At 37.4% G+C, this 19,158-nt stretch carries 16 protein-coding genes, 1 pseudogene and 2 riboswitches; of the genes and pseudogenes, 11 read left to right on the plus strand and 6 right to left on the minus strand.

Annotated features, from left to right (window positions below; genetic code table 11):
- The first annotated feature begins 33 nt into the window (after positions 1-33).
- Together VK91_RS00870 and VK91_RS00875 are read left to right on the plus strand one after the other, a co-directional pair.
- A complete protein-coding gene (locus VK91_RS00870; RefSeq protein WP_048389912.1) occupies positions 34-1,014 on the plus strand; it encodes a VanW family protein in 981 nt (326 codons plus the stop codon).
- 97 nt (positions 1,015-1,111) lie between these two features.
- Positions 1,112-1,936: a methyl-accepting chemotaxis protein gene (locus VK91_RS00875; RefSeq protein ID WP_048389914.1), complete on the plus strand. Its 825-nt coding sequence runs from the start codon at positions 1,112-1,114 to the stop codon at positions 1,934-1,936.
- Between the two features lie 46 nt (positions 1,937-1,982).
- Here VK91_RS00875 and VK91_RS00880 read toward each other — a convergent pair whose 3' ends face one another.
- The 4 genes from VK91_RS00880 to VK91_RS00895 all read right to left on the minus strand — a co-directional run bounded on the left by VK91_RS00880 (position 1,983) and on the right by VK91_RS00895 (position 6,457).
- Complete coding sequence (locus VK91_RS00880) at positions 1,983-2,600, minus strand: HAD-IA family hydrolase (protein ID WP_048389915.1); 618 nt, start codon at positions 2,598-2,600, stop codon at positions 1,983-1,985.
- A gap of 208 nt (positions 2,601-2,808) precedes the next feature.
- Positions 2,809-4,194, minus strand: a complete 1,386-nt coding sequence (locus VK91_RS00885; RefSeq protein ID WP_053075665.1) for a DHA2 family efflux MFS transporter permease subunit — start codon at positions 4,192-4,194, stop codon at positions 2,809-2,811.
- 365 nt (positions 4,195-4,559) lie between these two features.
- Entirely contained in the window at positions 4,560-5,336 is a 777-nt protein-coding gene (locus tag VK91_RS00890; RefSeq protein WP_048389918.1) for a YibE/F family protein, read from the minus strand.
- Complete coding sequence (locus VK91_RS00895; protein ID WP_048389919.1) at positions 5,333-6,457, minus strand: YibE/F family protein; 1,125 nt, start codon at positions 6,455-6,457, stop codon at positions 5,333-5,335. The genes VK91_RS00890 and VK91_RS00895 overlap by 4 nt, the downstream gene beginning before the upstream one ends.
- Before the next feature lie 220 nt (positions 6,458-6,677).
- Positions 6,678-6,803, plus strand: a riboswitch (FMN riboswitch).
- Positions 6,804-6,919: 116 nt separating this feature from the next.
- Positions 6,920-7,045, plus strand: a riboswitch (FMN riboswitch).
- 199 nt (positions 7,046-7,244) lie between these two features.
- Between VK91_RS00895 and ribE (VK91_RS00900) the strand changes: the two genes are divergently transcribed.
- From ribE (VK91_RS00900) to VK91_RS00930, 7 genes and pseudogenes are all read left to right on the plus strand, one after another.
- Complete coding sequence (gene ribE, locus VK91_RS00900) at positions 7,245-7,883, plus strand: riboflavin synthase (RefSeq protein WP_048389920.1); 639 nt, start codon at positions 7,245-7,247, stop codon at positions 7,881-7,883.
- 24 nt (positions 7,884-7,907) lie between these two features.
- Positions 7,908-8,525, plus strand: a pseudogene (gene ribB / locus VK91_RS00905) (3,4-dihydroxy-2-butanone-4-phosphate synthase); the annotation flags it as partial.
- Positions 8,526-8,552: 27 nt separating this feature from the next.
- Positions 8,553-9,035 (plus strand): 6,7-dimethyl-8-ribityllumazine synthase, encoded by a 483-nt coding sequence (ribE, locus tag VK91_RS00910; RefSeq protein WP_048389922.1) that lies wholly within the window; start codon positions 8,553-8,555, stop codon positions 9,033-9,035.
- Between the two features lie 119 nt (positions 9,036-9,154).
- Positions 9,155-10,612 (plus strand): spore germination protein, encoded by a 1,458-nt coding sequence (locus VK91_RS00915; RefSeq protein WP_231595541.1) that lies wholly within the window; start codon positions 9,155-9,157, stop codon positions 10,610-10,612.
- Positions 10,613-10,933: 321 nt separating this feature from the next.
- On the plus strand, positions 10,934-12,241 hold the full coding sequence (locus tag VK91_RS00920; protein WP_048389923.1) for a GHKL domain-containing protein: 1,308 nt from the start codon (positions 10,934-10,936) through the stop codon (positions 12,239-12,241).
- Positions 12,242-12,340: 99 nt separating this feature from the next.
- Positions 12,341-12,889, plus strand: a complete 549-nt coding sequence (locus VK91_RS00925; protein WP_048389924.1) for a histidine phosphatase family protein — start codon at positions 12,341-12,343, stop codon at positions 12,887-12,889.
- A 13-nt stretch (positions 12,890-12,902) separates the two neighbouring features.
- The gene (locus VK91_RS00930; RefSeq protein ID WP_048389925.1) at positions 12,903-13,748 is read left to right on the plus strand and encodes a GNAT family N-acetyltransferase; all 846 of its coding nucleotides are present in this window, start codon (positions 12,903-12,905) and stop codon (positions 13,746-13,748) included.
- A gap of 151 nt (positions 13,749-13,899) precedes the next feature.
- On the opposite strand, the gene VK91_RS00935 is transcribed toward VK91_RS00930, so the two are convergent.
- Positions 13,900-16,998, minus strand: coding sequence for a copper amine oxidase N-terminal domain-containing protein (locus VK91_RS00935; protein ID WP_048389927.1), 3,099 nt, complete (start codon positions 16,996-16,998; stop codon positions 13,900-13,902).
- Between the two features lie 371 nt (positions 16,999-17,369).
- On the opposite strand from VK91_RS00935, the gene VK91_RS00940 reads away from it, so the two are divergent.
- A complete protein-coding gene (locus tag VK91_RS00940) occupies positions 17,370-17,594 on the plus strand; it encodes a transcriptional regulator SplA domain-containing protein (RefSeq protein ID WP_004232790.1) in 225 nt (74 codons plus the stop codon).
- Positions 17,595-17,606: 12 nt separating this feature from the next.
- Entirely contained in the window at positions 17,607-18,635 is a 1,029-nt protein-coding gene (gene splB / locus VK91_RS00945) for a spore photoproduct lyase (RefSeq protein WP_048389930.1), read from the plus strand.
- A gap of 30 nt (positions 18,636-18,665) precedes the next feature.
- On the opposite strand, the gene VK91_RS00950 is transcribed toward splB, so the two are convergent.
- Positions 18,666-19,109 (minus strand): NUDIX hydrolase, encoded by a 444-nt coding sequence (locus VK91_RS00950; RefSeq protein ID WP_048389932.1) that lies wholly within the window; start codon positions 19,107-19,109, stop codon positions 18,666-18,668.
- Positions 19,110-19,158: the final 49 nt, after the last annotated feature.

Raw genomic sequence — 19,158 nt, forward strand, 5'->3', positions numbered from 1 at the left:
TCTGTAGTATGAAGATAGAGGTGGTGTTTATGGTTGAAAAAGAAGTGGTTAGCTACATGTTGCGTTATCTGTATGACGGGTCTCGTAGGTTGTGAAAAAACAGCAGTCCCTGATAACAAGCTAGAACAAGAAATTCAACAACGTGAGGAAATACAGCAACCTGTTACATATGAACAAGAACAAATGATTGATCCTATTGTAGAGGTTGTTGATCCAACTACGAGTAAGGTACTTAAAACAATATCTCCAAAGGAATTTGGCTTCGATACGGACCCACAAGCCTATCAAAAGCATATCGAACAATTAGTAAGGGAATGGGCGAGAGGAACGGACACATCAAATGGCTATGATCAGCGTATGATGCTTGATCGATTGGATGAAAACGGGCAAGTGATCAAGGGGAAGCCGCAAATCATTTTAAAGGAAAGTGAGCTAGTGGAGCGTATTATCGAAGCTTCTGCGACTGGCGGTCAGGTAGAAATGCCGCTCTATATAACAGAAAGTGGCTATTATTTTGAGGATCTTCCTTTATTAGAGGAAGTGGTTGTTGCATCTTATACAACTTATTTCAATCGTGCTGATTTAGGAAGAAATAAAAATATTGAGCTCTCTGCTAGAGCCATTCATAATGTGATTGTAGGCAGTGGCGATTATTTTTCTTTCAATACAATTGTAGGTCCAAGAGATGAGGCAAATGGCTATCAACCCGCACCTGAAATTATTAATAAGAAGGTAGTCATGGGAATTGGTGGTGGAATCTGTCAAACTTCTTCAACCTTGTTTAATGCAGTAGACCAAATTCCCGTCAAATATGTTGAGCGCCATCATCATTCGTTAGATGTAGGATATGTCCCAAAAGGAAGAGATGCTACGGTTTCTTATGATACGTTAGATTTTAGGTTTCAAAACTCAAATGATGTACCATTTTTAATTAAGGCAAGTTATGGAGAGAATTCTCTAACAATTGAAATTCGAACGGCAGAAAAATATGTAGAATTATTGAAAAAACCATAATGTTGTAAGGAGACACTACTGGACGTTGGTGTCTTTTTTCGGATCGCATGATATAGTTAAATTGATACAATTCAGAAAATTTTAGGGGGAAAAGACAATGCATCCTAAACTACAAGCAACTATTGATTCGATTGATTTATACCAAGCAACTTACCCAGAGGATGCTTGTGTCATCGTGGCAGATACGGAAAAAGTGCTTGCCTACAAACCAGGAAAAAAGGTTGACTTGAAAGTTGGGGTTGGTGATCCAGTACATAAATATCGAGGTACAGCAACAGAAATAGCGTTAAGTTCAGGAAAATTTGTGAAAGAGGAGCGTAGCGCAGAAGGTTTTGGTATGGCCTATATCGCCTCTGCCCAGCCTATTTTTGAAGGAGGACGTATTATTGGCGTAGTAAGTGCCATTATTTCGAACGAAAAAATGGATAGTATGCGTCTATTGGCAACTGAGCTTTCGAGTGCTGTAGAAGAAATGACAGCTACAAATGAAGGATTAGCCACTGCCAGTAAGGATGTATCCAATCGTTTGGAAGAGCTATCTAATTTCGCGGAATCGATGACAGGCGATATTGAACAAATTAATGTGATTGTCCATTTAGTAAAAGATTTAGCTATGAAATCGAGAATTCTTGGTCTAAACGCATCGATAGAAGCAGCACGTTCAGGTGAGCATGGGCGTGGCTTTGCGGTGGTCGCTTCTGAAATACAAAAAATGTCCCAGAGTAGTACAGAAAGTGCTGATAGCATAACTGTGCAACTAGAAAATATTAAACAATCCATCGATCAGGTCAATGCATCAACAAATCAAATTGCTGCGTTTACACAGCAGTTTGCTGCGAGTATGCATGAATTAACAGATGCCTACAAAGGGGTTAATAGTACAGCAGAAAAGCTAATGCAAATTAGTGACATCAAAGGATAGGCATATAAAAAGGATAATAGACAAGTGCTATTATCCTTTTTCATGATTAAATGATCTCTAAAATTTCCTGTGGTGTTGAGACACTGTATTCAGGTTCGTCATTTTGCACGACTTCTTTGGCATCATAGCCCCATTCCACCCAAATAATTGGTATACCGGCTTTCTTACAAGCAACAATATCCCTTTGCTCGTCTCCAATGTATACGACGTTAGACGAGTCGACATTTGCTTCCTTTAAAAACTTTTTCATTACTTTGTCCTTACCAAAAATGCGGTTGGAGCAAAGGACATCTGCTACACAATGAATACCGTTCATTTTAAGAAATTCTAAAATATTCTCTTTAGAGTTTGAGGAAATAATCAGGATTTTATAGCCTCTTTTATCAATCTCTATTAATAGTTCCTTCATTCCTTCAAAAAGATGAACATCATTTAATGATTGACGATACAATTTATAAAATTGCGGTAAAATCATAGGCAACTTATACATTGGAAAGTCGAATAATTTACTGCGTTCTGAAATTGATAATTTTTTTAATGTATCAATTTCCTTTAATTCAATGCCTTTAAATTTATATTTTTGGGCTAAAGTATTCCATGCTGAGGCAAACACAGCAGTAGAATCTGCAAGCGTCCCATCAAAATCAAAGATAATATGCTTCATTGCAAACTTTCTCCTTTTTCATCTCGTTGTATTGACGTTCTATGCTAAAAAATGTTACATGGAATGGGCATCTAGTATTCTTGAAATAACAACCATTTTGAGCGTACGTAAACATCTTATGGTAAATATTATCAGAAAATACGGCGATTGCAATGAAAATGGTACAACAAAAGGAGGTGTCTCAAAAGTCCATTGAGACACCTCGACATTATTGTGTTTTTTTCAAAAAGAAGGAGAGTATGACATTGATTATTGCCAGAACAAAACTGATAGAAAAGACAAAGGCTGAACCTGAAGCTGCTGCTTCTTGCGTATTAGTTGTTATGTCACTTAGGAGGTGCTGTTGTTTTGCTGAGAACAACGACACCATCACAGCAATACCAATTGCACCAGAAACTTGCTGAGAGGTTTGTGTAATCGCAATGCCATCTGGAAAGTATTGTCTTGGTAAGGCATTCAGCGTATTTGTTTGAACAGAGGCTAATACCATTCCAACACCAAGCATCATGATAATATGCGTTACGACTAATAGCCAAGTAGCTGTTTCTGTACCAGATAAAGCATAAAGTCCATACCCGATTACAACAAGTATAGTGCCAGGCGTAATGACTGCACGAGGGCCATATTTATCGAAGAATTTACCGATTGTAGGGGCTAATATACAGTTTAATAGACTACCAGGAAGCAACATTAAACCTGTCCCAAAAGCCGATACGAAAAGGACCATTTGCATATACATAGGAAGCACTACCAGCATAGACAACATATTGAAGAAGGTAATCATATTCATAAGAAGACCTAACACGAACATGGGGTATTGAAACGCTGTCAAATTTAACATCGGATGTTGCATTTTCAATTGACGTAATACAAATAAACATAAGGCGATTACACCTAGCAAAATGGTGCCTAGTACAGTAATATTTGACCAGCCTAAATCTCCGCCAGCACTGACACCATAAACGATGCCACCAAAGCTAATGGTAGATAAGAGAATGGACCAAAGATCAATAGCCAGCTGCTTTATTTCATTTACATTAGGAATAAAGATAAAGCCAAAAATAATGGAGAATAATAGGAAGGGGATGGTAACCCAGAATATCCAGTGCCAGGACAAACTATCTAAAATCATCCCAGCCAAGGTTGGACCGAAAGCGGGTCCAGCTAAAATAACGAGACCCATTACGCCCATAGCACTACCACGTTTATTAGCTGGGAAAATTGTGAAAATCACATTTTGCGTTAAAGGTAATATAATCGCAAGTCCTGCTGCTTGAATAATACGTGCTAAAAGTAGGACAGCAAAGACGGGTGCGACTGCGGCAAGTATAGTACCGATTATCGAAAAGAGTAAAGACGCCATAAACATTTGGCGAGTAGTAAACTTTTGCATTAAAATGCCTGTTACAGGTACTAAAATGCCTAATGTGAGAAAGTATCCTGTTGCAAGCCATTGGATGGTTGTAGCGTCCACATCGAAGAGCAGGCTTAGCTCTCCAAGTGCAATATTTAAAGCTGTCTCACTAAACAATCCTACAAAGCCAGCTACTAAGAGAGCAGCCATAATCGGACTTGTTTTTATTTCTTTATTCACAGTAAAAGCTCCTTTAATAAATGTTAGACGATCATAGGAGATTAAAATACAGAATATTTAGAAATTAATAGACGAATTTCTAGCAATCTTTTATTTTCTGCACAATAAAATGACCATGACGATGTTATCGTGATGTGGATTATCAGCGATCGTTTTTCCTATTAGCCAGTACACCTCCACGATACTGGCTTTTCTGATTTTTACTATAGCAAAAAAATTTTCTCAAATGTAAGTATTAATTCTAGCTTCATCTATACGATTTCACAATTTGGACAAACATTTTTGACATAGCATTCATTTTTTGAATGAATTAGAGGAGAAACGACGAGCACCTATCACAAATGCATGATAGGTACTGGTAATTTTTATAAAAGTTTTTCTGTTTTTTCGCGTGTTCGAATTAAATAAAAGGCATTGATGCAGGCGGCAATCGGAATAATCAATGCAATGCCGATTCCTGCACAAAAAATGGTTGTCATTTCGGCACTAAAAACCTTAGAGTTAACAATTTCCCCAATCGAATAGGAGAGGTCCTTGAACCAGATTAATAAGCTTAAATAGCCACCAAAGAATGCAAAAAATAACGTATTAGTATCGGTTCCTAATATATCTCTTCCTATGCTTAAGCCAGCTGTAAATAATTTTTTTCTACTCATCGAAGGATTGCGATAAAAAATCTCATGCATAGAGGTAGCGATGGAAATGGCTACATCCATAATGGCACCAATCGTACTCATAATGATGACTGATGCACCAATCTGCACAAAATTAACACCAATGTAGAGAGAAAAGATGCTGATTTCTTCAGTTGATTCTTCGCCAAACCCTTGGATCATCGACTTTTCCGTTACAAAGGTAATAAAGAGTAGTAACATACCTATCGTCACCATCGTCGAGATAAAGGCTGTAATGGTTTTACTGTTTGTTTTATTGATATAGAAAAGACTAATACAGCTAATGACCGTACAGGCAATAAACGTCAAGATGATGGGGCTATTTTTAGGGTTTGTCATTAAAAAAATGGTGACAAAGAGCACACCAAAGTTTAGGAATAAAGAAAGAAATGAGCGTATCCCCTGTCTACCGCCGACAAGTACCATTAACACGAATAATATAACTGCTAATAAGACGACAACATTCATCCTTGAACCCTCTTTCGATTAATGAAAAATATAGCGGTATACTGACTGATAGGAATCGTAAGGACAACACCAATACCCCCTGCTAAGGCACGGGCTAATTCTAATGAAAGATTTAAGGACAATGTAAGCCCTAATGTGGAAGAATTTTTTAAATAGAGAATAATCATAGGTATGGAGCCGCAAAGGTAGGCAAAGAATAAGATACTTGTAATGGTACCCATAATATCTTTACCGATTTCATGTCCCGAAGATTTCAGAGCCTTGACAGAGATTGTAGGATCTTGCTCGTATAAAGCAAAAATTGAGGAAGCCATTGTAATAGAAACATCCATTACTGCCCCAAGTGAGCCAATAAATAAACCTGCCATAAAGACGGTACGATAGGGACGTGTTAAAAATTGCATTTCTTCATAACGAAGACCATTTTCACCTGTCAACCACATTACAATAGAGCTTATGATAAGCGCTATAACAGTGCCTAAAAGTGTGGACACGATGGCTACATATGTTTTTGTATGCAATCCACTAATAAGTAGTAGCGAAATAATCGTAAATAGCAGAGCGCAAATGCCGCTGACTAATAACAGGCTTACGCCCCCATGCTTCACATAAAGATCTAATGCGAATGATAAAATCACAGCATTGACACTCAAACTAATGATAGAAAATAAGCCTTGTCTTTTACCTACAATAAGTAGGGCAAAAATAAAAATCCATGCAATCATTACCATGGTTTGATCTCGTTTTAAATCGAGAATGGTTCCTGTTAAAACAGATTCTGTTGTGCGATCATCTAGCGTGACAAAGATTTCATTTCCTACATGGTATTCTTGATCAAAAGCACCAGACGAAGAATAGTCATTCGTCAAATGAATGAATTGCCCCTTATGCTGACCATTTTTGATAATGGCCATAATCTCCTGTGTAAACAAAAAATCCTCATTTTCATACATATCTGTCATCGGTTCTGATGCTGTTACATCCACTTGCGTTATTTCCGCTATCGGTCGATCATAAAATTGTTCGTTATGATGTACGAAAACGATCGAAACCCCACAACAGAGTGCTAATAGGGCATAGAAAATAGCTTGTTTAAAAGGTATATTTTTAAAAAATGTCAAGTAAATGACCTCCAAACTGCTAGACTGAATAGTCACTTGTAAAGGAACGTTTTTTTGATTAAGAAGTTCCATAAACAGGTTAAATGTCATCATTTTAATAACATCTTTTACATTTTTCAAGTCGAGTCAAAGCTGTTTAAAATTTATGCTTCGAAAAAAATTTAAAAAGAAGGATGGATAATATAATAAAATAGTGTTATCGTAAGACTAGCTAAATAAAAATATTCTTCGGGGTAGGGTGAAATTCCCGATCGGCGGTGATGAAGCAATTCAAAGTCCGTGAGCGCAAGCTGATTTGGTGCAAATCCAAAACCGACAGTTACAGTCTGGATGGGAGAAGGGTAAAAATGCGAACTTTTTAAATTGATTCTAATTTAGAAGGTTTATTTGACTATGCATTTATTACAAAACTTCCCAATCATCTTGTGGGAAGTTTTTTTATTTAGCCACAATCGAATAGAAGATGTTCTTCGGGGTAGGGTGAAATTCCCAATCGGCGGTGATGAAGCAATTCAAAGTCCGTGAGCGCAAGCTGATTTGGTGCAAATCCAAAACCGACAGTGATAGTCTGGATGGGAGAAGAACGAGTGAGATGACAGTCTATGAAAAAATTGTTTTCAAATAGGCTTATTTGTTGATGTCTTATACTCCCAAAACCCCTTTGATGTAAAGGGGTTTTTATTTTTTATTGCTAACGAGAGAAGGGAGAAGGATAAGGCACAAAAATAGGTAGATCAACTTTAAAAGTTAAGGATAGAAGTGCTAATAAAGTAGAGTAGGTGATGGAATGTTTACAGGACTTGTAGAGGATATTGGTATCATAAAAGCCTTGCAAAGTGATCGGGACAGTATGAAAATTACGGTTCAATCAGCCAAGATAACGGAGGATGTCAAGCTTGGTGACAGTATAGCGGTCAATGGAGTTTGTTTAACGGTGACAAATTTCACACAACAGCAGCTTACGATGGATGTTATGCCTGAAACAGTCAAAGCAACAAATCTACAGCAGCTGGCAATAGGTGATTCTGTTAATTTGGAGCGTGCCATGCCTGCTAATGGGCGATTTGGTGGCCATTTTGTTGCTGGTCATGTTGATGGAGTCGGCAAAATTTTGCGAAAACGTCCAGTAGCAAACGCCGTTTATATTGATATCGAAATGTCAGAGGAACTAACCAACTTTTGTATTCCAAAGGGTTCCATAACAATTGATGGCACAAGCTTAACCCTTTTTCATGTTGAAGCCAAGAGTGTCACAATTTCACTTATTCCTCATACTTACAAAGAAACCGTTTTAGGTATGAAGAGGGTTGGAGCAATCGTTAATATCGAAACCGATTTAGTTGGAAAATACATTATAGGGCAATTAAAAAAGGGGCAAACAACGCCAGCTATTACAAGAGATTATTTAGCACAACATGGTTTTTAAATCACAGAATAGGAGTTGATCATCGTGCTACATTCAATTGAAGAAGCCATAGAGGATTTAAGGCAGGGCAATATGATTGTGGTGGTTGATGATGAGGATCGAGAAAATGAAGGAGATCTTCTGGCACTCGCTGAATTCATCACACCAGCAACAATCAACTTTATGGCAACCAATGGTAGAGGTTTAATTTGTACGCCGATTTCGCAGCAGCTTGCACAAAAGCTAGATTTATATCCAATGGTTCAGCACAATACAGATAACCATCAAACCGCATTTACGGTAAGTATCGATCATGTAGAAACAACGACAGGGATTAGCGCCTTTGAGCGTGCGCTAACGATACAAAGAATGATAGAAAAGCAAGCTAAGCCAACTGATTTTCGTCGACCAGGCCATATTTTTCCGTTGATTGCGAAAGAGCAAGGCGTGCTGGAACGGAGAGGGCACACGGAGGCCACTATTGACCTAGCGAAGCTTTGTCATAGCGTACCTGCAGGTGTTATTTGCGAAATTATGGGTGATGATGGGCATATGCTTCGGTTTGAAGAACTAACAAATTACGCTGCACATCATGGCTTAAAAATGATCTCGATAGAAGCATTGGTTGCTTATCGTAAACAATTATCCACTAATAAAACTAAAATTTCTATGTAAAAAGGAGAAGGAACAATGGGTCAAACATTTGAAGCACAATTAATTGGAACGGATTTGAAAATTGCAGTAGTAGTGGGTCGTTTTAATGAGTTTATTACTAGCAAATTATTGGATGGGGCAATGGATGGTTTAACTCGTCATGGGGTTGATTCTGCATCTATTGATGTTGCATGGGTGCCAGGAGCTTTTGAAGTTCCTTTTATAGCGAAACAACTGGCAGAAACCAAGAAATATGATGCTATTATTGGTTTAGGTACTGTTATTCGTGGCTCTACAACACACTATGACTATGTTTGTAATGAATCGGCAAAAGGCATTGCCAATGTGTCATTGTCAACGAATGTACCTGTTATTTTTGGAATTGTTACTACCGAAAATATTGAACAGGCAATTGAACGTGCAGGAACGAAATCTGGTAATAAAGGCTATGATGCTGCAATGTCTGCAATTGAGATGGCAAATCTAAAGAAAATGATTGGATCAGGACAATTTGAATAGTCGTCACAACATTTGTTTCTTTGAATATTTTGAACAACCATGGGAAAAATATGCTTAAGTGTATTTATTGAAGGTGATTGTTTCATAAATGTACTAATCTTGAGCTGGCTCAGTAGGAGATGAGAAGTATTTCATCAATAGAACAAATTAATTTGAAAATGTTGAAATCACTATTTCAACGCTCTGCTGATGTGATTTTCCAACAATATAATTTTCAGCAATATACAGTACATTTGATAACTTGTGATGCAATGGTCAATGAGCAAATACTTCAAACTGTGGTTGTTCAACGTGTTCAATCTTTGTTATGCAATGTTACTGAGGACATGCTAGAGGAAGAAATTGAACAGCATTTACACATTCCCTATTTACAAAAGATTTTATCGAAAGAGGATGCGGTAACTAGGGTCTATAAAGGCCATGTTTTACTGTATTTTGAAGAAAATCAATTACTTTATTCTAGTGATATTTCAAAAAGACCCAATCGAGAGCCTGGGGAAACAACATTAGAACTAGTAGTAAAGGGACCTAGAGATGACTTTATTGAAGATGTTTTTATTAATATTGCTTTATTAAGAAAACGATTACCGACTAATTCTTTTAGTGTAGAGACATTAGAAATTGGTAAGCGTTCTAAAACAACCGTAGCCATACTATATATGGAAGACATTGTGAATTTAAATATGCTGGAACAAATTCGACTTCAATTACAAAAAATTGACACGGATATTGTTATCAATGGCGACTTATTAATGGAAAAAATTGAAAAGACAGCGACAATTCTTCCAAGACATGATTATACAGGGAGACCTGATTTTGCTATGCAGGCCTTAATTAGAGGAAGAATACTCTTAATGATTGATGGTGTGTCCTATGCCATAATTACACCTGCAAATATTATGTTGCTCTTTAAATCAGCAGAGGATAATGAGTACCCACTCATTGTTAGCTCGATGGAACGATTACTCAGAATTGTCGGGATATTAATAAGTATGCTACTGCCAGGTTTTTGGCTTGCATTGACGACATATCATCAAGAACAGCTTCCATTTCTACTACTGGCAACGGTTGTCGAATCGAGAACGGGATTGCCTTTCCCAACCATTCTAGAAATTTTAATGATGCTATTTATGTTTGAATTGTTTCGTGAAGCCAACTTACGTCTTCCGAGTGCCGTCAGTGGCTCAGTTAGTGTGGTAGGAGGACTAATTATTGGGGATGCAGCGATTAAAGCAGGTGTTACAAGCCCCTCAATGATTGTTGTGATTGCCATTTCCAGTATCGCTGCATTTACATTGGTCAATCAATCCTTTGTGACGGCTATGAGTATTTTTCGATTAATCATTATTATGGCTTCGGCGTTTTTTGGTTTATTTGGTTTTTTTATATCCGTGTTTTTCATCCTTTTATACACTGCGAATATGAGAGTCTTGGGAGTGCCATACGTAAACTTTAGTGCCGATTTTGAAAAGGGCAATATACGTAAGTCCCTATTGCGACTATCTCCAAAGGGCTATAGTAAACGACCTACCTTTCTTAAGCCGCAAGATCAAACACGGACTTCAAGTAAAAAATAAGCATATTGTGATGAGATCAGGTATTGTTGATACCTGATCTTTTTTTGATACCTTTGCTTTAGTGGTTTTTTTAATTTTCCATTTAAATAGGAAATGAGACATAAAAAGTTATTACTTTTCTTTTTAGTTTACTTTCTTGTCAAGGATTATTAAACTATTTGTTACAGTGTGTAATTTTGGGTATGAATAAAATAAAAATTGATTTTGTGTTTTAATTTATGTAGGATATACAAGCAATGTTTGCTTTACAAACAAAAAATAGAGTTAATTATAATATAATAATATTCTAGAATATTTATAGATGAGGAAGTACCGTTTTTTATGAAAAATAGAAAAATAAAACTAATATTAATTCTATCAACGATTTTATTATGTTTGTTTACAAGTCTAAACATCTTTACATCCTATGTAAAAATAAAAAAGACCGTTGAAGAGTCGATTGCCAATCAAAGCTTAGAGGCAGCCCATTCTATTGCTGCATCCATAGATACGGATGCCTATCAGCAATTTTTAAATAATCCACAGGAAAATGATTATTATTGGAAAGTAAGAAATTATTTAAACGATGCAAGGATAAAATTAGGTGCACTATTTGTTTACACCTTAAAGGTGGATAATCCTGAAGTATCTATAGCCATGATTACAGGGATGCCAAAAGAAATGAAAGAGGGCTTCGGTATTGGCGTGGTTTGTACTGTTCCTGCAAAGCATGTTGAAAAGGCCTATAATGGTGAAACCTATGTTACAGAGGTAATTCATGATTCTGAACATGGGTCTTATTTATCTGTTGGTGCACCCATCAAAGATGATAATGGAACAATTATCGGGTATTTAGGCATTGACATTAGTGCAGATACGCTAAATGGTATTAAGGGTAAAGTCATTGAAGACAACCTATTTAATTTTATTTTTAATGGTGTACTTATTTTAATTGTCATCGGTTCTTTTTTATTTTTACAAAGATGGTATCAAAAAGAGGTAGCGAAGGAAGTTGGCGCTACAGAGGACACATATCTAGCAGAAATCAAAACATTGATTACTTCGGTGTCGTCCCTACGTCATGATTTTACGAACCATATCCAAGTGTTACATGGTTTATTACAATTAGAAAAAACAGATCAGGCGAGACAATATTTATCCTCACTATCAAAAGAAGTTCAGGCGATCAAGTCATTAAAATTAAATATTGATCATCCAGGTTTGTCCATCTTATTGCAAACGAAGAAATTAACGGCTCAAAATCATCATATTGATATGGATTTTACGCTTTCTCAAAATGACTTTAATAAGATTAAAACGACAGATTTAATCAAGATTCTATCCAATTTAATTGATAATGCGATTGATGCTGCTGTTGAATTACCTGAGGAACAACGTAAGATTAAGATTTGCTGTACAGCAGATGAATCTCAGTATGAATTTAAAATTACCAATACTGGGCCAAATATTGCGAATCCCGATCACATATTCAAACAAGGATTTTCAACGAAAAAACATGAGAATGGTAGACTAAGAGGACAAGGTTTATTTATTGTCAAAGAAATTGTCACTAAATATAATGGTCATATTTCAATTGATTCATCAAAACATTTAGAAACGACTGCTATTGTCAGAATTCCAATGAAATAACAGAAAAAAGCTTCCTACAAAAAGTTGTGGGGAGCTTTTTTCTATGTACAGCACATACATTACAAAGTAGAAAGTGATATGATGAAGGAGATGAAGAAAATGGAAAAGGGTCTCCTAGCGTTATTGAGAAAAGGTGGGCTAACTTTATATGCAAGACACGGAACAGCAACTATTGGTGTAGATCAAGCATATGGTACATTTCAAAGTTGTCAAAATCAACGGAATTTATCCGATCAAGGTCGTAGGGAGGCAATTTATTATGGTCAAATGCTACGCTATTGGCAAATTCCCATCCTTTCCACCATCACTACCAGTCCTTTTTGTCGGACCATTGAAACAGCACGTTTGGCATTTCCAAACAGCAATCTCCAAATTGACCCCTTCTTGTTTGAAATCTTTATGTTAGGTGGCAATCTTCCTACTGTAGTGCAAAGCAGTATATTAACGATTTCTACATCGATGCTGGAAATCATCCCACCCGAGGGCATAAACAACATAATCATTGGGCATAGCTTTCCAAGAAATGCGGGGCTGGGCATCATTTCGAATATGGGGACGGTTGTCATAAAACCAAAAGGTCAAGGACATGGTTATGAGATTGTGAGAAAACTAACCTTAGAAAATCTAGCAGCATTAGATTCCATTTGAAAAGAGGGATTGTATGAAGATTAAAACAGTTGCACAATGTACATTAGATGAAGTATTGAAAGCATGGAACAAAGGCTTTGAAGGTTATTTTATTGAAATTAATATGACAGCAGAAATGTTTTTACAGCGACTAGTGGGGGAGGGCTTATCTTCTGAGCATTCTATTGTCGTTTTTGATCAAGAGGAACCGATTGCCATTGTGATGAATGGCTTTCGTACCATCGATGGCCAAAAAACAGCTTGGAATGGTGGGACTGGTATTTCTCCAGCATATCGTGGTAAGGGTGTCTCGCGCCTATTAATGGAGGAAACCCTAGCTATCTATAAGCGAGAAAATGTAGAATTGGGTACGTTAGAAGCCATTAAGGAAAATCAGGTAGCCATTGCCTTGTATGAAAAATATGGCTATGTGGTTGCCAATCAATTACTATTTTTAAGCGGCGAGTATGAAGCCAAGGTAACATCTACAGTAGCCCTTCATATAGCGACCATTCGCCCAGAGCAGCTAGCACATCTATCTTTCTATCGGGAAAATGTTCCTTGGCAGTGTAACTGGCAGAGCGTGAAGCATGGGGAAGCAAAGGTGTTTTATAATGATAACAATGAACCACTTGGCTATATGCTATACAAAACATTGTGGAATGAATATGGTGAGGTGGAGCGTATTCTACTTTATCAAATGGTAATACTAGAGGAAAGTAATGTAGAGTTAATAACACAGTTTTTAGCAAGTATTACAACACATAAAGTCCATTTGACGACAGTGAATTTCTTAGCGAGCAATCCAGCAACGAGCTATTTGTTAAAGCATGGATTAAAGGTGACAACAGAGCAGGTACAGATGACAAAGCAACTATAAGCCAGGCTGTCGTTCAGTATACAAATTAATAAAGAGTGGAAATAGAGCGACGTATGTAAAAAGCAGAGGGAAAAGTAATTACAAAACAACAAGGGCTCCTTATGGTACATGAAGCGCCATAAGGAGTCCCAGCTATGAAAAAATAATTGACCTATTGATTAATTTGAGGGTCTTGGGGTGCCTCATTATTGTTATTATCAGGAGATTTATTGAGTTGCACCGAATTATTGGATGTGTTCGATAGCGAAGAAGTTCCTTTCGCCAAAGTCAGAACCTTAGCAACATATTCTGTAGATGAATCAAGTTGATTACCAAATGCATCTACTGGTATGCTTAGCGCTTGGCTGACGTTAGAGAGATTATTCGGATAAATTCTGGTGCTATTTGGATTGCTAATAGCATCCTCCAATTTGAAACTATCTGCTTTATCCTTAGGTAACATAAACACTCTATACTCCGTTACGCTTTGACCATTTTTGACATCAAAGCTAATGTTTATATTGTTATATTTATATCCGTCGCCCTGAAGACTGAGTGTTACTTTCTCCACTGATCCAGGAGCTGAAAGGTCTTCCAAAGCAATGTAGGAAGATGGGTAGGATAAGCTATACATTTCCTTAGAATTTCCACCACCTACAGACAAGATGTATACGCGATATTCTTGGCCATTCGTTATAAGTCTTCCGTCTGTATCTCTACTATTAGCCCCTAATTTCACACTATACTGGCCTTTACTCCAACCTGTATAATTAGTTGCTCTAATAGCTGTATTCAGATCAAAGTCATTTGCCTTTGATGCGGGCACAACTAGAATACGGTAACTATCTATATTTGATTCATCAGAAGGTTTTGTAAACGAAATCTGTAGATCTCGACCATCTCCATAATCACCAACATCGCTAACATTAATATTGCTTACTGCCTGAACAGCTTTGCTTTTACTAATTGTAATCACAGGTGAAGGAGAGGATAAAGCGTAGGCATTTAAAGAGTTACCATTGGCAACAGTCAGTACATAGACGCGATAGCTAGTTCCTTCTGTAATAAAATTACCTCGTACATCCCTAATCCCATCCAATGTTCTATTTGCTGCTAAATTTCCACCTTTGCTTTCTGTGATGTAATAAGAGCTACTATTGGCTTGTGAAAGATTAAAGCTACTGTAATATGCAGTTGGTACCATTAAAATCCGATAATGATTAACATTCGATTCATCTGTAGGCTTCGTGAATGTTACTTGCACATCACGGCCATCCCCTTTATCATCGATATCTGCAACATTCAAATTAGTTACAGCTTGCACAGTGAAGTTCTTAGTTAGTGTAACTGTAGACGTTGCGGCAGTTAGCGCATTGTTTCCTAATGTATTTCCATTGGCAACAGTCAGTACATAGATACGGTAGTTCGTACCTTCTTTAATAGTATTTCCGTGCACATCCCGAGTATTTTCAGATAACGCTTGCTCATATGTGGATTTCCCAGATTTATTAACAGTTGTGTAATTGCTGCTGGATACGCTATTAGCATCCGTCAGACTAAAATTATTGTAATTTGCTGTTGGTACCACCATAATTCGATAGTGATTAATAGGTGCCTCATCAACAGCTTTATTGAATGACACAAAGAGGTCACGACCGTTACCATAATCGCTCACATCGCTGGCAATGATATTCGACACTGCACCCACATTGTTGCTAAGCAGCGAAATCATATTGGAGGCTGAAGAAAGCACATTATTTGCAGAGTTATTAGTTACTGCCATAATAAATACACGATAGCTAACGCCATTTTGAATGGCATAACCGTCAGTATCTTTTGCCCCTGCAGAGAGCACCTGAGTAATATTGCTGCCTGTTTTGTTCACTTGTGTGTAATAAGTGCTAGGTAAACTGTTGGCTTTTGTCAATGTAAAGTTCGTATAGTTGTTAGCTCTTACAACAAAAATTCGGTAAGAGTTAACATTAGATTCGTCAGACACTTTGTTGAAGCTAACTCTCAAATCGCGTCCATCGCCAAAATCATTAACATCATCTACTTGTGTAATAGTTGGAGTAGATACAGTAAGCGTTACTGCTAATGAAGCAGGCGAGAGTTTATTCATGCCAGAATTCGTATTACTTACAGACATAACGAACGCTGTGTAGGATTCGTTATTCTTTATAAAGTCACCTGAAGTATCTCGTGTTGAGGAAGACAGAGTTGCTATCAACGTACTGCCGTTGCTTCCTGATTTGTCCACTGTTGTATAATAATTGCTGGATAAATTATTCGCAGTGGTAAGACTAAAATTGTTAGCATCCTTGGTCTTTACTATAAACACACGGTAATTGGAAGTATTGCTATCATTTTGTGGACGAGTAAAGCTAACTGAGACATCACGTCCATCGCCAAAATCGTTAATATCGCTAATCTTCACATTTGTTACTGCGGTAACAGTAGACATGTTTGTTAGAGTAATCTTCGGAGAAGAAGTTGATAATACGCTAGAATAAGAACCTTTACCAATGGCAAGTATATAAACCACATAAGACTGATCATTTTTTATGTAGTCTCCGTCCACATCTCGCGAGTTTTGCGATAAAGTTACGGCACGATTCGCATTTGAAGTCGATACCACTGAATAATTAGAAGAGGAGACTTTAAGAGCTGATGACAAATTAAAACTTTTAGAAGCCTTCACAACCATAACCCGATAATGATCTACATATGATTCTGTAGACGATTTAGAGAAGCTAACCTCAAGATCACGCCCATCTCCCTGATCATTCACATCTCGAACTGACACATTGCTCGCTGGAGCAATACTGATATTACTTGGAGTGTCAGATTTAATAGATACTTGCTGTTTTTCCGAGTTCCAATCAACATCCTGCCCAAGTGCTTCACTGACGAAGCGTACTGGTACCATTGTTCTACCTTTTAATACCTGTGCTGGTACATCAAGCGTTACAGTCTGGTTATTAATAGTAGCTGTCTTTGATTTAATCTTGAGAACTACCGTTGTATCACCTTTTATCCCTGTGACTGTTTGAGTCTTTTGGTCCCAGTTTACGCTTGCATTCAATGCTTCAAAGATCGCTCTAAGTGGTAGCATAACACGTCCTTGAATCATCGCTGGTGGCTGATCGGTTTTTAATTGCACCCCATCCACATTAATTGTGATGGCTTTTGCCGCTTGTGCGGTTGCCGGCTGTAATACTAACGGTACAATAAGTATCACAGCAAAAAGTAAAGTCCATATTTTTTTCATAAATTCCACCCTTCTTCATGCCATTTGATTGACTTAGCATGACATCTAATTTAACGTATGAGCAGCCTAAAAGTTTCACCCTTTTACCTTTTGAAGAAAATTTAACCATCATGCAGTTTTGATACGTATTCTGGCTTACTTTCCTTACAAGAGGATTGAAAAGAGTAAGGGAATTTTGAGTGGATAACCTCACACTATTCGACGTAGGAGAATTGAATAAAGCAGGTTAAATTGAAGTGTTACAATTTACGGGAAGTGCAATTTTCTTAAAATAACTGCACGACTGTATGTATATTACCAACTAAATTTTTTATGACATATTTTTTGTACACTTTCACCAAACTAATGGAAAGGCAGAGGAAGGTGAAGAGATGCAACAACCATTTGATGTGGGTGATATTGTTTATATTTTTTACCGCAATCCACATATTCAAGATGTAACGAATATACAGGAAGCGGCAGTCGTTTATCATCCAGAAAAACCAGAGGAGCTAGCTCTATTTTTATTTGAAACCTATTATCCAATCACGAATGACATGGTAATTTTTGCAAGCGAGATGGCGGCTGAACAGGCCTATCACCAGTATTTTCATTAAGGGAGGACTCATATGATAAAGCCATTTACCCCTCAGCTTGTTTATTTTGAGCCAGATGCCCTCCAGTATCCATTAGGTCAGGAGCTAAAAGAGAAGTTTGAGCAGATGGGAATTGAAATTCGCTATACAACTTCCCATAATCAAGTGAGAAACCTTCCTGGAGACAATGATTTTCAAAAGTATCGGGTAGCAAAATCGACCTTAGTAGTGGGTATTCGAAAAACATTAAAGTTTGATACATCTAAGCCCTCAGCGGAATATGCCATCCCATTTGCGACTGGCTGTATGGGACATTGTCATTATTGCTATTTACAAACAACTATGGGCAGCAAACCTTATATTCGGACGTATGTCAATGTCGATGAAATCCTAGAACAGGCCGATCACTATATGGCTGAACGAGCACCTGACATCACTCGCTTTGAGGCATCCTGTACTTCTGATATTGTAGGAATTGATCATCTTACGCATACCTTAAAGCGAGCCATTGAGCATTTTGGACAAAGTGAGCTAGGTCAGTTACGATTTGTAACGAAATTCCATCATGTGGATCATTTATTAGATGCCAAGCATAATGGTCGTACAAGGTTTCGTTTTAGTGTCAATGCTGATTATGTGATTAAGCACTTTGAGCCAGGTACATCACCATTGGAAAAGCGCATTGAGGCAGCGGGGAAAGTGGCAAGAGCTGGATACCCACTCGGATTTATTGTTGCGCCAATCTATCTTCATGATGGCTGGCAGGAGGGCTATTATCATATGTTTGAGCGATTGGACGCTGAATTGCCAAAGGATGTGCGCGATGACATCACCTTTGAATTTATTCAACATCGCTTTACAAAGCCTGCAAAACGAGTGATTGAAAAAAATTATCCAATGACAAAGCTAGAGCTCGACGAGACGGTAAGACGATATAAATGGGGCAAATATGGCATTGGTAAATATATTTATCAAAAAGAGGAAGAGGAAGACATTAAGGAACATTTGTATCGCTATATGCAGAAATTTTTCCCTCAAGCAAAATTAGAATATTTTACATGATAATTAGAGAGAGAACGGCTTGTTTTCTCTCTAAATTAATTGTGCGATATAAGGTTCAATATATCGACGATCTTTTAAATCGTTTGGTAAATGGTAAAGAGAGAAATATTGCATTGTCTCTGATTCATTGTAATCAATCACTAAATTACCAAGCACATTTCTTGTATAGAAGACTGCTGTAACGGCGTATAATTCGTCCCCATTCGAAACTTTAAGGTAACAATCCGGACCAGAAAAAACACCTAGTAACTGTAAATCTGTGATGGCTAGTCCTGTCTCTTCTTGTACCTCTCTTTTGGCAGTATCCTCTAAGCTCTCGCCTAATTCCATTAAGCCTCCAGGGAGCCCCCAACCGCCATCATATCTTTTTTGTAATAATATTTCGTTTTCAGTATTAAGAATGAGAACCACCGAACCAGGTAAAATAATTGGTTGGTGTCCTACATACTGTCTTAAAAATTTATAGTATTCCATAATGACACCCCTTTCTCTAAATAGTTTTAATTGGTAAATTCTTCTTAAT

The sequence above is a fragment of the Lysinibacillus sp. LK3 genome, assembly GCF_001043675.1.
Taxonomy (GTDB): Bacteria; Bacillota; Bacilli; order Bacillales_A; family Planococcaceae; genus Lysinibacillus; species Lysinibacillus capsici.

Bases quoted from the DNA above. Each gene is read 5' to 3' on its own strand.
- VK91_RS00875 (WP_048389914.1), top strand. From the start codon at position 1,112: ATGCATCCTAAACTACAAGCAACTATTGATTCGATTGATTTATACCAA.
- VK91_RS00940 (WP_004232790.1), top strand. From the start codon at position 17,370: ATGCAACAACCATTTGATGTGGGTGATATTGTTTATATTTTTTACCGC.
- VK91_RS00915 (WP_231595541.1), top strand. From the start codon at position 9,155: ATGAGAAGTATTTCATCAATAGAACAAATTAATTTGAAAATGTTGAAA.
- VK91_RS00935 (WP_048389927.1), bottom strand. From the start codon at position 16,998: ATGAAAAAAATATGGACTTTACTTTTTGCTGTGATACTTATTGTACCG.
- VK91_RS00925 (WP_048389924.1), top strand. From the start codon at position 12,341: ATGGAAAAGGGTCTCCTAGCGTTATTGAGAAAAGGTGGGCTAACTTTA.
- VK91_RS00920 (WP_048389923.1), top strand. From the start codon at position 10,934: ATGAAAAATAGAAAAATAAAACTAATATTAATTCTATCAACGATTTTA.
- ribE (WP_048389920.1), top strand. From the start codon at position 7,245: ATGTTTACAGGACTTGTAGAGGATATTGGTATCATAAAAGCCTTGCAA.
- VK91_RS00890 (WP_048389918.1), bottom strand. From the start codon at position 5,336: ATGAATGTTGTCGTCTTATTAGCAGTTATATTATTCGTGTTAATGGTA.
- VK91_RS00930 (WP_048389925.1), top strand. From the start codon at position 12,903: ATGAAGATTAAAACAGTTGCACAATGTACATTAGATGAAGTATTGAAA.
- VK91_RS00950 (WP_048389932.1), bottom strand. From the start codon at position 19,109: ATGGAATACTATAAATTTTTAAGACAGTATGTAGGACACCAACCAATT.
- ribE (WP_048389922.1), top strand. From the start codon at position 8,553: ATGGGTCAAACATTTGAAGCACAATTAATTGGAACGGATTTGAAAATT.
- VK91_RS00880 (WP_048389915.1), bottom strand. From the start codon at position 2,600: ATGAAGCATATTATCTTTGATTTTGATGGGACGCTTGCAGATTCTACT.
- splB (WP_048389930.1), top strand. From the start codon at position 17,607: ATGATAAAGCCATTTACCCCTCAGCTTGTTTATTTTGAGCCAGATGCC.